Annotated in this window: 12 protein-coding genes; 2 read left to right on the forward strand and 10 right to left on the reverse strand. The window is 67.7% G+C overall.

All coding sequences use genetic code 11. From position 1 onward, the window contains the following. Positions 1 to 162: 162 nt before the first annotated feature. Together STRNI_RS08040 and STRNI_RS08045 are read right to left on the reverse strand one after the other, a co-directional pair. Positions 163 to 579: a YeeE/YedE thiosulfate transporter family protein gene (locus STRNI_RS08040; RefSeq protein WP_277410821.1), complete on the reverse strand. Its 417-nt coding sequence runs from the start codon at positions 577 to 579 to the stop codon at positions 163 to 165. Next, positions 579 to 1,235: a YeeE/YedE family protein gene (locus STRNI_RS08045; protein WP_277410822.1), complete on the reverse strand. Its 657-nt coding sequence runs from the start codon at positions 1,233 to 1,235 to the stop codon at positions 579 to 581. The genes STRNI_RS08040 and STRNI_RS08045 overlap by 1 nt, the downstream gene beginning before the upstream one ends. Positions 1,236 to 3,586: 2,351 nt before the next feature. Between STRNI_RS08045 and STRNI_RS08050 the strand changes: the two genes are divergently transcribed. Next, the gene (locus STRNI_RS08050) at positions 3,587 to 6,220 is read left to right on the forward strand and encodes a HelD family protein (RefSeq protein WP_277410823.1); all 2,634 of its coding nucleotides are present in this window, start codon (positions 3,587 to 3,589) and stop codon (positions 6,218 to 6,220) included. Between the two features lie 150 nt (positions 6,221 to 6,370). Here the strand turns inward: STRNI_RS08050 and STRNI_RS08055 are convergent, their stop codons facing one another. From STRNI_RS08055 to STRNI_RS08075, 5 genes are all read right to left on the reverse strand, one after another. Next, positions 6,371 to 7,024, reverse strand: coding sequence for a DUF7691 family protein (locus STRNI_RS08055; protein WP_277410824.1), 654 nt, complete (start codon positions 7,022 to 7,024; stop codon positions 6,371 to 6,373). 309 nt (positions 7,025 to 7,333) lie between these two features. After that, positions 7,334 to 7,585, reverse strand: coding sequence for a hypothetical protein (locus STRNI_RS41555; protein WP_381844842.1), 252 nt, complete (start codon positions 7,583 to 7,585; stop codon positions 7,334 to 7,336). A gap of 682 nt (positions 7,586 to 8,267) precedes the next feature. Next, entirely contained in the window at positions 8,268 to 8,648 is a 381-nt protein-coding gene (locus STRNI_RS08065; protein WP_277410825.1) for a hypothetical protein, read from the reverse strand. A gap of 157 nt (positions 8,649 to 8,805) precedes the next feature. After that, entirely contained in the window at positions 8,806 to 9,075 is a 270-nt protein-coding gene (locus STRNI_RS08070) for a hypothetical protein (protein WP_277410826.1), read from the reverse strand. Positions 9,076 to 9,192: 117 nt separating this feature from the next. Beyond that, entirely contained in the window at positions 9,193 to 9,768 is a 576-nt protein-coding gene (locus STRNI_RS08075; protein ID WP_277410827.1) for a hypothetical protein, read from the reverse strand. A 1,253-nt stretch (positions 9,769 to 11,021) separates the two neighbouring features. On the opposite strand from STRNI_RS08075, the gene STRNI_RS08080 reads away from it, so the two are divergent. Next, on the forward strand, positions 11,022 to 11,498 hold the full coding sequence (locus STRNI_RS08080; protein WP_338149808.1) for a TRADD-N-associated membrane domain-containing protein: 477 nt from the start codon (positions 11,022 to 11,024) through the stop codon (positions 11,496 to 11,498). Here STRNI_RS08080 and STRNI_RS08085 read toward each other — a convergent pair. From STRNI_RS08085 to STRNI_RS08095, 3 genes are all read right to left on the reverse strand, one after another. Next, the gene (locus STRNI_RS08085; protein ID WP_277410829.1) at positions 11,444 to 12,109 is read right to left on the reverse strand and encodes a hypothetical protein; all 666 of its coding nucleotides are present in this window, start codon (positions 12,107 to 12,109) and stop codon (positions 11,444 to 11,446) included. The genes STRNI_RS08080 and STRNI_RS08085 overlap by 55 nt on opposite strands. Before the next feature lie 318 nt (positions 12,110 to 12,427). Further along, positions 12,428 to 13,087, reverse strand: coding sequence for a response regulator transcription factor (locus tag STRNI_RS08090; protein WP_277410830.1), 660 nt, complete (start codon positions 13,085 to 13,087; stop codon positions 12,428 to 12,430). Next, positions 13,075 to 14,340 carry a sensor histidine kinase gene (locus STRNI_RS08095; protein WP_277410831.1) on the reverse strand — a complete coding sequence of 422 codons (1,266 nt, stop codon included), beginning with the start codon at positions 14,338 to 14,340 and terminating at the stop codon, positions 13,075 to 13,077. Before STRNI_RS08095 ends, STRNI_RS08090 begins: the two co-directional genes overlap by 13 nt. Positions 14,341 to 14,565 lie beyond the last annotated feature (225 nt).

The raw sequence follows: 14,565 nt of genomic DNA on the forward strand, positions 1-14,565 counted from the left end.
AGCGATCACACCATCAGAAACGGCGTCTTACTCTGTACGAGCTGCGCTTCCGATTGGGCTTGATCACGTTGTCAGATGTGCACGGGCTGCCGGAGGCCGTCGGGGGGATCGTCAAAGTGAGAGACCCAAGCTGCATGGCTCGTGTCGGTGTGGGGTGCTGGGTTACAGCCCGCAGGAGCCGCGGTCGAGGTGGAAGTACCGGGCGTTGGCCCAGCGGCACAACCGGATACCGACGATGACGCCGACGATGGTGATCAGGGCAGGTAGGTATCCGCTGGCGACCTGGATGATCGGGATTGCCGGGCACCCGCCTGAGATCGCCCAGCCCGTACCGAACAACACCGCGCCGGGGATCACGCCGGCGTGGATGCGTCCCGGGGTGCGGCGGAGCCGCAGCAGAGCGAACGCGCACACGAGGATCACCACAGCACCCGCGAAGGAGAGGAACATGCGCAGGTCCTGGAAGGTGAACATGCGGTTCAGCTCAGCGAAGTCGCCGAAACCGATGTTGGTGACGGTGTAACCGAGAGCTAGTCCGGTGATGATGTTGGCCAGCAGAACCGCGCCCCGAGTGCGCATCAGATCACCTTCCACAGCAGGAACGACACCGCGACGGCGGTGCCGAAGAACACGGCGGTCGCGACGAGGCTGACCGGCCGCAGCCGGCCGCAGCCGCTGAGTCCGTGGCCGGAGCTGCACCCACCGGCCAGCCGAGTGCCGAAGCCGACCAGCACACCTCCCACGAACAGCATGGCGATCATGGTGGTCGAATCGGCGGTGACCAGGTCCCGAAAACCGGGGCCCATGTCGTAGCGGAGGTGGAACCGCCCGGAGGCGACCGCGGCGATGAACCCACCGAGGAAGATCGACATCAGCAGGGCAGCCTGAGTGACCAGCGGGGCCGGGCGCAGGCTCGTGGCTGCCGGGCGCTCACTCGCTGCCGATTCGGTGTCGGCTTCCCTTGACTGCGACTTCTCGTGCGGAGCCTGCGGCACGGTGGACGCGCCGGTGCCGGTGCCGAAGTGCTCCGCTGTGGCTGCGGCAAGCGCCTCGGCCAGAGCTTGATCGTCGGCGAACTCCTCGTCCATCCGTTCGAGCTCGCGTTCGCGACGCCAGTGCAGCACGCGGTCCCACGCGGCCGACACCCCGAGAGACCGATCAGTGATGAGGGTGTGGTTGATGGTGACCAGAGCGAGCCCGATAGCGCCCGCCCACCAGGGCCAGTAGGTACTCATGCGGGTCCTCTCATCCAATCGGCAAAACGAACCCACCAGCCGCGCTTCGGGGCGGGCGCGTGCCGTGATTGTCGAGCGAGGCTGTCTGAAGGTCGGTCGGCCTGTGGGGGCGGTGACGGCCGGTCATGCCAGACATCTGCTGGTGGAGGTGTGGCTCCGAACTGGGCCATGGCTCCCGGCGTCGCGGTTCCAGGCCACGACTGTGACTGCTCATGTGGCTGGGTCGGTGCCGGCTGGGGCCAGGACGCGGGCTCCGGTGGCCCCGGAGTGGGTCGTGGCGGCGGGGACTGTCGAGGGGCGGCCGCCCCGCTGGTGGCGTTGGATCGGCCCGCCTCGGCCGGGGCTTCGAGGTGTCGCGCGCTGGCTCCGTTGGGCAGCAGGCTGATCGGCACGCGCTCGCCGGTGAGTGACATCCGGTAGCGGGCACAGCCGAGCCATTGATCTGCGCTGTCGCAGTAGTACTCGCGCCAGCCTTGCAAGCTCGCTTTAAGTAGGGGGAAAAGGGGACATCCTGCGGTGTGTGAGCAACCCACGTTGCTCCCTCCTGACTGGCGTACCACCCGTTGGGGGAGAGCGGTTGCTGTTCTCGATTCCTGCCCACGCCGGCCCGGTCGACGGCCTGAAAAGCAATGCGGTGGCGGGCAGTGACAGAAGGCGCTGTGCCTCCCTTTCTCGACCGGGCGAGATGCAACCATTGTTTCGGTGTCCCGAGCAACTCCGGGAATTTTTTCAAACAGGTCACTTGGCGCCACTTAGTGAGATACTCTCCGCGACGGATATGCGGCGCCTGCCCCTCATGTCCGGATTTTTATGACCGCCGGCGAGGTAACTTGGATCGTGATTCGGCTCCACGAGGGCGGCCCACACCGGCGCAAGGAAGCTGCTTCTGAAGGAGTTGTAAATTCTGGAGTTTCTTGTGGTGATGGCGTGAATATCGTGGATCTCAAGCGAAGAACCAAGGAGGTAATCGTGTGCCAACGTGCCGTCTGTCCGTCGTGCCGGAAGTTGACCTTTGAGGGTTGCGGGAGGCATGTGGACCAAGTGCTCATGGGCGTACCAAACGCCCAGCGGTGTATGTGTGAGCCTGCGGAACGCAAGCGTGCGCGCCCAGTAAAGGCGGCGACTCGAACGGGATCGGCACCAGCCCGACAGGGCGAGTCGTCGCGACGCACACGCGCTCCTGGTGCCCCGGGGAGTTCACCGGGCCGGTGGAGGGGCGGCTGGTGGGCTCGGCTCATCGATTGGGTCAAAAGCCCGGCCTGAGGTAATCATCCGAGTGCGCTCGCTTTCGGTCCCTTGAGCCCAAGGCGTGGATTGTTGGGCCATGAGAACCCCGATTTCAGAACTCCGGGGTGCCAAGTGACACCGAGCACGGAGCCAGCACCGACACTCGCATCTCGCGACGAACGTCATAGGCGCTCTGCGTAACAGCATCCGCTTCTTCTGATGACCTCATCCTCATCCACTTTCCGCGGACCCGCTGCACCGAGGAATGGCGGAGCGCGATGATGCTCCGGATGTAGAGATGATGCTCCGGATGGAATACTGCCAGTCGCGCGTCGCCGACGTGAATGCCGGGCAGACCGTCGTGGACGCGTGCGAGAGGGCGAATATCCTGGCCGCCGGTGCCATCCGACGGCCTCTGAGGGATTCGCTACTGACGGCAGCCCGTGTGCCACTGCCACGTGGGACGCCCGGGCTGTCGTATGTGCGCGGGAGCGGGCCGGCACGGGGAACCACCCCGCTCCTGCGATCGGCGCCCGCGCACCTCTCCATGACGGTGAGCGCCTCGACCCTCGTGATCGGGTCACTCCTTCCTGCGCGCCATGTCCCTGAAAGACTTCTATCGCACATTCCTCGTCCGGTTCTCCCCACGGCGGCATGACGCGGTAGGTCGCCATGGTCGGCGCCTTCCCGCACACCGCCTCGGGCGCCGCAGCGTCAGCCTCGGTTACACAGAGCGGGATCTCGGCGGACCCAGGAGCAGGACGTGCAGGAAACTCTTGCGCCGCCACAGCCACTTGTCATCGAAGAAGTTGTCCTTCCTCTGAAGTCGGCACGTGCATAAGGGTGTTCGCCACGCCAGCGGTCTTCAGTCCGTCGTCGGATCCGGGCAGTCCGCTGGGCTGGCGGTGTCCGCGATCGCCTGCCAGTTGTCGACGCAGGCGATGCGCGGACGGGTCATCGGCGCGGCAGCTAACTCGCGCCTGTTACCTCAGGGCACCGCTGCATCATCCATGTAGCGGTTGCGCATCAAAATTGTGGAGTCGGCGTGATGATCTGTGGTTTTCAGCAAGATCGGTGCCAAGTGGTTCGCTGAGGTGCGGATCAGGGGGACGGGAGCGGCGTGCATGGCGGATACCCGGCGTCGTGCGGTCATCGCGCAGGAACAGAGGGGCGTGGACTACGCGTACGCGTGCCTCGAGCAGCGGCAGTCACAGGACACGGCGACCGCTGCCGTCTACCGCGCGCACAACGAAATGCCGGTACCCGGCGCGTCAAGCGGACAAGCCGACGCCCGGGCACAAGGCGATGATCCGTTGGTGATCATGCGGGTCAGCGTTCACGGCGGCGAGTCGTTCCTCATCGGGCGACAGCCTGTGTGGAACGACGAACGCGACCTGGTGGTCGTCTCATCCGCTGCGCAGCAAGCCATCGAGTGGCGACTGGCGACCAAGGAAGATCCCGGCGACCTGCTGCTGCGGCGAAAACTGGCCTTCCAACGCCGCAAGCCGCGGACCGTGACGACATACCTCGACGAGCTCGTACTGCGGCAGTACGACGTCGAGCTGGACGATGGAGCAGCGACTGAGGAACCCGCACAAGCCGACGTGTCGGACGTCCCGCCCGAGGAAGGACCGGGTCCCGCAGCCGGAGCGTACCCGGAAGAGGAGTCCGCGGCTCCGTCCCTGGAGGCGCTGCTCCTGGACGACCTGGACCTGCCTCGCGACGGGGCCATGCGCGACATCGTCGACACGGTGCAGCGCGAGCAACTGCTGCTGGTGGCCCATCAACGGCCCGGCGCTCTGGTCATCCAGGGCGGCCCGGGGACCGGCAAGACCGCAGTGGGCCTCTACCGCGTGATGTGGCTACTGGACAACCACCACTGCTCGGCCCAGGACGTCCTCGTCGTAGGCCCGCACCAAGGCTTCCTCGCTTATGCCGGACAGGTCCTGCCGGCACTCGGCGGAGGAGACGTCACCACCCTCACCCTCGACCGCCTCCTGGCCGGCGACCGTCCCACATCCGCGACGGGCACCGACTCCCCCGAGGCGGCCTTCCTCAAAGGTGACGACCGGATGGCTGACGTGCTGCGGCGAGCCGCGGAGGCGCACTGCCGACCCCACCGTGCCCGTGTTTCGCCGCTGCTGACGACCGGTGAGGACGACGAGGCGATCTTCCGCTTTGCATGTAACGGCCGCACCTACGAAGCCGACACCGATGCCCTGCTCGCCATCGCCCGCGAGGCGCTGCGTGAGTCCGGCCCCTTCAACGTGCGCCACGCCAACTTCCGTCTGCGCCTGGCGGGCAAACTCCTTCTCTCCGTTCCTGGCGCCACACCGGAGAACATCCTGTCGAGCCAGGAAATCGCCGCCTTCATCCAACGCGTTTGGCCTCGGCTGAACCCTACGGACGTGTACACGCGACTTCTGGACAGCCCCAAGACGCTGGAAGCTGCAGCAACACTGCTCACTGCCGACGAGCGGTCCGCACTGAGGCGATCGAAGCCCAGCAAGGCAGCGTGGACCGCCGCTGATCTTGTGTGCCTGGACGAGCTGGAATGGCTGCTCAACGGCTCGCACCAACGGCGTACCTACGCCCACATCGTCGTCGACGAGGCCCAAGACCTGACCCCGATGCAGGCACGGGCCCTGGCACGCCGATGCCCCTCGGGCTCCATGACCATCCTCGGCGACCTGGCCCAGGCCACTGGACCGAACGAGTATCACTCCTGGCGCGAGCTGGCAGGGCTGCTGACCGGAGGCTCGGCGTGGACGGTCGAGGTCCTCCAGGCCGGCTTCCGGCTCCCGCCCGAGGCCGCGGAGTTCGTCGAACCTCTGGCCCGGGCTGCCGCACCCCGCGTACCCGTCGCCCGATCCGTCCGGCTGGCCCGCGGGCACGCGGTGCACGTGCAGGGAGCAAGCAGCCTGGAACACTTGATAGAAGCTGTCGCCGGACGCGTCACAGAGCTCACCTCAGCACGGGACGGGCGGTCCACAGCGGTCATCGTTCCGGCCGATCAGAGCCTTCAAGACAGGCTCCGCACCGAACTCGGCACCATCCACGGCAGCACCGTACCGATCCTCCAGCCACACGAAGCCAAAGGCATCGAGTTCGACCACGTCGTAGTCGTGGAGCCCGCCGCCATCGCGGGTGAAACACGGTCGGGAATGCGTGGCCTGTATGTCGCTCTAACGCGCTGCACCCAGTCGCTCAGCATCGTCCACCACGCCGCGTTGCCTGCGCCCATCGACGGGGGCGCGACCTTGGCACCACCCTCCACCTCCCAGGAGACCCTTTCCACTGTGTCCTCGGCATCGACTACCACTTCATCTCCCGCACCCTCCCCGGACTTCGAGGGCTTCCTGCAGACCGCAGTGGCGGCCGACAGGCAGCAACCCATCCACGAACGACTCCGTCACCGGCTCCTGGCACAGCTCTGGGAAAACGGAGCACCTGAGGACGGAAACATCGCAGACATCATCCAGTCCGGTGAGAGCGGCACTCTTCTCTTCGAGGTGCTGCACTCCGAGGAGCCCACCTATCCCGATCTCCGCGCAGCGGCCACGCGGACCGCCGAGATCCGCTTCGCCCTCGGCCGCCCCATTGACCGGATCTTCCTCGTCTGCGCTGCTGAGCCGACCGAGCCCTGGGCGGTCTCCACCATTGAAGCCGTGTTCGGGGTCTCGGTGATCTGGTGGGATAACGGGGCATGGCACGGAGCCGACGTGGATACTGCGATGCCGCCGTCGAGCAGCACGTGAGCGCGAGCCCTTGCTCAGGGAGCTCCTGCGAATGTTGACCCGCGCCCTCGTATGTGCTGGCGAACGGGTATTCGTCACATTCACGCGCCCCTGCTGGGCGGGCGCGGTGCGGATTTCATGGGAGGGCCATTCCAGGGCGGCGATGGCACGTCAGCCCTTGATGGAGAAGAAGATCGTGTCCTGGGTGTACCAGTTGAGGTTCTTCGTGGCGAACTCCCACTCGGCGTGCTCGAATTCGAGCTTCTCGATGAGGTGTTGGGTGTCGTAGGTGAACCCGTCGTCCATCTGGCCCAGGACCGTGCGGTAGGCGTCTGCGGCGGGCTTGGCCTTGGCCAGCGGCCACATGCCGATGTGCGGGCCGTCCACGGGATACGGGATGTAGAAGGGGATCTCGTCGGGCGGCCCGGCGAATAGGTGGGCGTGGGGCAAGAGGTCGGCGCTCACCCCCAGGCGGCGAAGTTCGTCATCCAGCAGGCTGAAGAAGGTGCCGGGCTTGGAGTAGACGCCCAGGTCGGATGGGTCAGAGCCGTTGCGGTCGATGATGAGCTGGAGGGCGCTGTAGTAGGCGCCAGCCGCGTATTCAGCGTCTGAGCTGGCGTGGCCGGCTATGAGGTGGTCGAGCGCGTCCGGGATGGACAGGCCCCAGTCGAGGCCCTCGTGGTCGAGGTCACGTTGACGGGCCTGCGCGAGCTCGCGCATGACGCCGAGGTTGCGTTGCTGGTCAGATGTCAGGTTCCCCGCGGCCCCGAGAAATGCCACAACATCGGCTTTGTCTGCGGTGTTGAACGAGATGATTCGGCTCATGATCGCCATGCTGCCAGTCACCACTGACATCGGATCGTCCGGTAGATTCTCGCAGGCCTTGATGTGACTGGGCGAGATAGTTGTCACCTGGACGCGATACCTGTCACTGACGTTTCTCAGCGAGATGTCTACGCGGAACAGTGTGAACACCCCATGCATGAGCGGGGCGGAGGCGGCGTAGGCCGCTGTCGTGTGCCGAGTTGATTCGCGGGCTCGGGCGGCCGGCGGAGAAGAACGAGGTGGAGAAGGGGCGCCATCGCGCCTACACGCTCGAGGCGCGCGGCTGGCTGGTGCGCGAGAGCGGGCCGTTCATGCCGGCTGCGCCGGCACCTGCTCTGGTCGCTGCAGGCGCCGCTCCGGCCAGAGCGGAGCATCCCCGGCCAGGCGGCGGGTCAGCCTGATCGAGGCAGCCCACCACACCATCTGCTCGTGGTGGTCGCCGCGCCGCTCGTGATCGCGGTTGAGGCGACGTGAGTGGGACAGCCAGCTCAGCGTGCGTTCCACCACCCACCGCCGGGCCAGGACGGTGAAGCCGCGCTGCCCGTCACGGCGGCGCACCACCTCGGCACTGACACCGTGGCATCCGACACCTCCCACTCCACCCGACACCCGCCGTCACCTGCCTGCACCACCCACGCGACAGCCACACCCTGCTCTCCGTTTGCCTGCGCCATCGGTTACCTTGCCCTTCCGTCACCGGGTTCCGACGTCCCGTCGTCGCCGGGACCGTCGCATCCTGCCCGGCTCCAGCGGACCCATTACCCGCGTTATCGCGCTCCGTGCATTTCTAGTCACGCTCAGAGACGAATGGCTGTTCCACTGACGAAATGCTGTTCGCCCCCACCCAGAGTCTGAGCGTCCCGCAGGGCTCCTCCCCTGGAGACAGGGAGGCTTGACGTGCCGAAGGTCGGCCCCCCATCGGTATCTCCACTTCCGCCGGATGGACCACGACACCGACCGAGGCCGCCAAAGACTCGGCTTCACCACAGCGGCGATCCGCCGTCACACCACCAAGGACGATCGGAAGAACGCGCCGAAGAGGAAGCGATACGGTCCGGTCGCTGGAGACACAGGGGCCACGACCCTGACGGCTATCAGCGAGCAATGGCCTCGCTGCGTGGAAGATCTTGCTCATCGCCCACCACGCGATCCGGAAATCCGCAGGTCATTCAAGGCCAATTGGCCACGGCCGCGGGGAACCTACACCTGGAGTTCTAAGGGCTATCCCGTAAGTGAGGTTCGTTCAGGCGAAGCCCAGCGGTACGTGCTTCTCGATGCAGAGCCGCAGGACGGTCGCCAGCTTGCGACCGTCCTCGATGTGCTGGTGAAGCATGTCGTCGCCATCCTGTGCCCACTGATCGGTGATGGTCTCCAGGCGGGGCAGAATCGCCGCGCAGTCGGCGGGCGAGAGGTCGTCACCGCCGTCGTCCGGATGATCGAGGAGTGGCTCCAGCGCAGTGGGCACCTCGCTCCACGGCCGTTCGCCGCCGAAGCCCCACATCTCGGAGAGCGTGAAACCCTCAGCCTGAGCCAGACGCCGCCGGAACGCAGCAAAGCCGCTGTAGGACCAGGAGACATCAGGACTGCTCGTGTCTCCATCGCCCGGGAAAAGAACCAGCCCCATGCGCCCTCCCTGCCCTGCGTGCTGAGCACACAGGATCGACGAGATAGGGCAGGACCGGCAACCGAGATGATCTCCGCGTGGCTGCTGTGATCACTGCGTCGGAGTCGTCCTGGATAGCCGCGGTGCCGCGCATTGGAGGCGTTCTCGTGGACCGCCTTCAACCAAGCCCGGCCTCGGCCTCCAGGTAGCGGCGGCCGCCAGGGCCACGGACCTCCACAGTCTCGAAGCCCCAGCTGCGCAGCACCGCCTGGCAGCGCTGGAGCTGCTCCTGTTCCTGGTAGCGAGCGCCACTCCCCCGCGGTCCCACCCAGCGCACCTGGACCTGCCCGGCCTGGCCGCCTTCGCTGGTGCGGTATCCGGTCCGCGCCGGCTCGCCGGCCCGGTCGACGGCCGAGTTTCCAAGCGACTCAAGCAGCGACCAATCCACACTCGGTCGCTCACTCCATACGCCGTGCGGCCAACCACTGCACGCACGAGGTTCTACGCCCGAGAACGGTCTGATGACCGCAAGCAATGCGCCGTTATTGGACAGCTGCCCTGTGCCTTACCGCTCCCAGTACTTCGCCACCGCCTGTGCGTACGCGACGCGGTGATCGAGCCTGTCACCGCGGACGCGGAACCGGCCGCGCGCGGACTCGGTCAGGGTCGCCCGGCCGAAGAGTGCACCCGGCCGCTTCCAGGCCGTCCGCAACGGGGCGGTAAAGGTGCCGGCCGGGGAGTCGGAGAATGCCAGGGCAACCAGGTACAGCAGGACGAACGGCAGCTGCACCAGGCACAGGAGCTGCGAGGGCATCGTCCCCTCCCGCCCGCGCAGCACCGTCCCGTCGGGCAGGTGGATCTCGTACGAGGGCCGCCATCGCTTCTCGCGCGGTGGCAGGTGCAGTTCGGCCAGGTGCTCGTGGTTGGGGGTGAGCACGGCGAGGTGACCGCCGTCCTGCTGGACCACCACGGCGAGTGGCGAGGCGCCGGCAGGGTCATCAGCGAGGGTGAAGCGCGGCTTCCACCCCTCGGGAAGGGGCCGGCTGTTGGGGGCGCCACGGCGCACGTGGACGGGGGCGGCACCTCGGGGGCGCAGTTCGTCGCGCTTGTCGTCGCGGTGGCGGGTGAAGGTGAGGGTCATGGAGTATCCCGTCTCGTCGCATCGGTTCTGGCGCCGTTGCCGGCGGTGGAGTTCAACCCTCGGGACCCGCCCGGTCTCGAGAAGAGCACGACTCTGAGTGCCTGGACTACGCGGAGATTGGCGGCGTCTCAGTGCACCCGGGCGTGGCCCTCCGTTGTCCGTTTCCGGGTGGGACGAGGGGCCCCACCGTCCTTCGGTACCCACAACATGCGCACGGGGAATTCTGCCGTGTCCAGCTCGTAGCAGGCCGCGTGGGGCATCAGCAGAGGCTGCGGCCGTAGAGTTGAGCACTTCAGAGATGTCTACCTGGACCTGCTCGGTGGTTCCGGTAGTCCAGCACGGCCCCGCACGACAGCGTCAGCCGGTCTGCGCTGTCGGCCACGGCCCGGGCCAGACCGGCAGGTCCTCTGAGTGCTCGGAGCACAGGAACAGAAGCCACGCCGGAGCCTCGCCGGGCTCTGCGGCTGTGCCCTGGCGGAGCACGGTGGCCATGCCGTTGCAGGGAGCGGGCGGCGCAGGGCGGTGAGCTGCCGGTCGGCGCTGAGCTGGGAGAGTGTGGTCGGCACGCGGGCTCCTTGAGCAGCTAGACCGGGCGGTGTCGGTAGTCACCCGGGCGATTTTTCTCCATCGGGCCTGCTGCCGTGGCGCCGTTCCGGAGGTTGCTGACGGTGAGGTCGATCTGCCCGGACCGCGGGCGAGGAGAGCTGGCGGCCTCGGGCCCGGTGGTGGCGATCCGGGCCTGAAACGCCAGCTGGTCGGTGTTGGCGCCCAGGCCGAGGTGCCCGAGCCAGGTGTCGACGTCGGCCTGGGCGCAACGGCCGGGTGAACAAGGCCCGCTCGGCGTGCTTGAGCGCTTCACGGAAGCGGGCGCGCCGCCGCCGACCGCTGGCGGCGGGCTGATGTGGGGTGGTGGTGTCGTCCATCTACCATCCTCGCCATGACGCTGTGCATCCGGCCTGGCATGGCTGCTCACGAGCAGTCGTTTGCCGCGACGCAGCATATTCGGCGCATATGAACAGCTAACCTGTCGGCACGAACGCGCCCAGGGGGAGGCAGTGGCAGGGGTAGAAATCTTGGCGGCGGTTGCAGCTCAGGCTGCGAGTGTGGCGGCCCGGGATGCCTGGAGGAGACTTCAGGCCACGAAACAGGCCCAGGCAGCAACTCCCGCGCCAGAAGCCGATATTACGAAGGCAGGTCCGGAGAGAGCAGGCGAGGAATCCGGGCAGACAGTTCCCCTCCCGCTTCCGGTAGAAGTGCCGACGGCACGGCAAGACCCACTCTCTGACGTCCTGGAGACGTACTACAACAAGGTAGGTCGAAGGGCTGACGTCAGCTTCTTCGCAGCGATCATTGCCGCAATCCTGGGTTACGTGATCATCGCTGCCGGGATCGCGGTCGGCGTCTATCGCTCGGACGACATGGCGCTGGCTGTCGTCATGACCGCCGCCGGCGCCTTTTCGCAAGTGCTGTCGTTCTTCTTCTTCCGGAATCGGGCGGAAGAGAGACGCATGATGCTCCGAGTACTGGCTGACTTGCGTGACGACGCAGAGAAGAGTGTCCGAGCGGCACGGTCATTGGCACTCATCGAGCAGGTACAGCAGCCACTTCTCCGGGACAACTTGACGGCGGCCGTTGCTCTGGAGCTGAGCGGCGCTTCTGCGGACCTGAAGGATATTCACGACTCCATGAACCTCTTCAGCGACGGAAGCGCCCCCGACTCCCCGCGCTGAGGAACAGCAGCATCGGTCGGCGTCGGCCTTGACCGGCGTGAATCCGTGCCCGTACGGGTCGGCGGCCCGGGTGCGGGGAGCAGCTGCCGAGCGCTGCTGCGAGACGGCGATCCCGAGACCATCCCCGCGGGCACGGGGATGGCCCCCCGGCCGGACCGCGCGGTGACGTGCCGGGGCCTGCTCCCCGCGCCCGCGGGGCAGGTCACGACCTTCCATATCCCCGCCGTGGTGTTGTCTTGAGTGTCGATCCGCGGGTTCATGGTCAGGGTGAAGGTGCAGGTGGTCGTGGTGGCGCTGTGGGCCACGCCGTCACCGGTGCCATTGTCGGGGACCACGAACCCGTCGGGGTCGTCGGGCATTTTCTGGCCGGGCCCGTGCCACAGCGAGGAGACGTTGTAGTCCTCCTTTATGCCCGAGTCGTCGGTGGCGGTCACCGTCATGGTGAAGGTTTTCGTCTTCGTGGTGCCCAGGACGATGTCGGACCCGCCGTTGACGACCACCTTCATCGTGGTGTCGCCCACGACCTCGTCCGCCTGGGCGGCACCCGGAACAGCAAATGCGGACAGCGCCAGGGCGCTGGCAACGGCGGCCATGGTGGTGCGCTTATGCATAAGTGTGTTTCCCCCACACTCTGGTGGCCCCGGGGCGCCCCGGGGCCAAAGCTGGCAAGACGCGTCCGGCGCTGGGGAGTCAGATCACCCGGGTCAGGGCGGCTTGATCCGCCTCGGCGGCGGCGCGGACGGCACCGAAGACGACTGCCGAATCCCCGGGACGGTTGCAGCGCAGAGAGATCCATTCTGATGCGCCGCCACCACATCTGGCGGAACACCTGTCTTGCGGCCGAGCTGCCACCACCGTGCCTAGCTGCGCGACCTCTTACGGTGCGCTCCAAGCCACTGACCTGCTGGCGGGGGCCCGCCGCACCGGTTTCAGGCCCGGCGGCGGGCGTCCTCGAGGTAGTGGAGGACGGCGGCGACGCGCCGGTCCAGTCGGTGGGTGGGTGAGAGGCCGAGTTTGGCGAAGATGCTGCGGATGTGCTTGTGGACAGCGCTGTCCGTGACGACGAGCCGTTCCGCGATGGCGTTGTTGCCCAGCCCCTCGGCCATCAGGACGAGTACGTCCCGCTCGCGAGGGCTCAGCCGGTCCAGCCGGGTGTCCTGGCGGGACCGGGCGAAGAGCTGCGTGATGACCTCGGGGTCGATGGCGGTGCCTCCGGCCGCCACCCGCCGAAGGACGTCCAGGAACTCCTCCACCCGCCCGACCCGTTCCTTGAGCAGGTAGCCGAGGCCGCCCACGCCGCCGGTGAGCAGCTCCGTCGCGAAGGTCTGCTCGACGTACGCGGACAAGACGAGGACAGCCAGGCCGTGTTGCCTGCGCCGGGCCTCGACCGCCGCGACGATCCCCTCGTCGGTGTGGGTCGGTGGCATCCGCACGTCGAAGATGGCGACGTCCGGTCTGTGTGCGTCGATGGCGTCCAGTGCCTCGTCGGGGGCGCCCGCGGTGGCCACCACATCGAGGGACTCGGCGCGCAGCAGCAGGGCGAGCCCCTCGCGCAGCAACGGGTCGTCCTCGGCGATCACGATCCGCATGGAAGATCCACCTCAAGGGTTGTCGGGCCACCGGACGGGCTGGTCAGGGAGAGGTTGCCGTCGTGTGCCGCGATCCGGCGGCGGATGCCGGTGAGTCCGGAGCCGCCGTCCTCGTCCGCCCCGCCCCGGCCGTCGTCCTCGACGCACAGGTGGAGACGGCCGCCGCGGCTGCGCGCCATGACGGTGGCGTGGTCGGCGCCGCTGTGCTTGGCGATGTTGGTCAGGGCTTCGGCCACGACGAAGTAGGCGGTCGCCTCGACGGAGGCGGCGCACCGCTCGGGTACGTCGACGTCGATCCGGCAGGGCACCGGGCAGTTCGCGGCCAGCCCGGAGAGGGCGCCGGTGAGTCCCCGGTCGGCCAGCACCGGAGGCAGGATGCCGCGCGCGACCGCACGCAGTTCGGCCAGCGCCTGCTCGGCGGTGGAGTGTGCGCGTTCGAGGACTTCGTCGGCGCCGGCGAGGTCGCGGGCCACCATGCGGCGGGCGGCGCCGAGCAGGATGGTGACGGAGACGAGCCGGTTCTGGGTGCCGTCGTGCAGGGAGCGCTCGATGCGGCGCAGTTCGGTGGCATGGGCGTCCAGGGCGGCCGCGCGCGTGGCGGTGAGCTCGGCGACGCGCAGGGACAGGTCCGTCTCGGGGCCGGCCACCAGGAGTCGTCGTCCCGGGCGGGCCTGCAAGCGCGCCATGCCGGGGGTGAGGCCCAGGATGATGGCGGTCCAGCCGAGACCCAGCAGGCCGACGGCGACCGCGGCCGGCCAGGATTGCACGTTCCCGAGCCCCAGCGACGTAGTGGCCACCTCCTCGGGCGCGAACCGCCACCACAGCGGGAAGGTGCCGTCGCGGAGGGCTGAGATCGGCAGCAGGACGCCGAGCACGCCCAGGAGGAACCCCAGAGTGGCGTGGCGGACCAGCCAGCGCAGCTCCCGTCGTGTGGTGGGGTCGACGAGGGCGAGCCGCAGTTGCGTCGGCGGAGGTTCCGGGGCGACGACTTCGGGACCCCAGCGACCGAGCCGGTCGCGCTCCCGGCCGGCCAGAGCGTGCAGCGCGCGCAGTACGGCGGGTGCCATGAGCAGTCCCACCCCGATCGGACCGGTCACGACGGTGACGGCCAGCCAGAGCAGCACGAACAGGGCCGAGAGGGCACTACCGAGCCCGGAGGCGAGCTGTCTGATCGCGGCGGTCGCGGGCCGTACGACGATGTCTTTGAAACCCGCCCGCGGGCCACTGGCTGCCGCGTCCTCCCGGATCGCCATCAGGCCTCCCTCCCCTCCCCCGCCGCGCGGACGACCTTATGACGCGGCCGGCTCGCCGTCCGTCTCGGGGTCGGGGAGTACGGCCTGCTGTACCTCGAACCGGGCGGTCTGCGGGATCGGCCGGGAGGGGTGCTCATCCATAGCGTCGGCCGGCGGCTGCTGGTGGACTGCCCGCGACGCCGGGAACGAGGAGGCCGAGCTACCGTCGAAGCTGCCCGCGCCAAA

The organism is Streptomyces nigrescens, assembly GCF_027626975.1.
GTDB lineage: Bacteria > Actinomycetota > Actinomycetes > Streptomycetales > Streptomycetaceae > Streptomyces > Streptomyces nigrescens.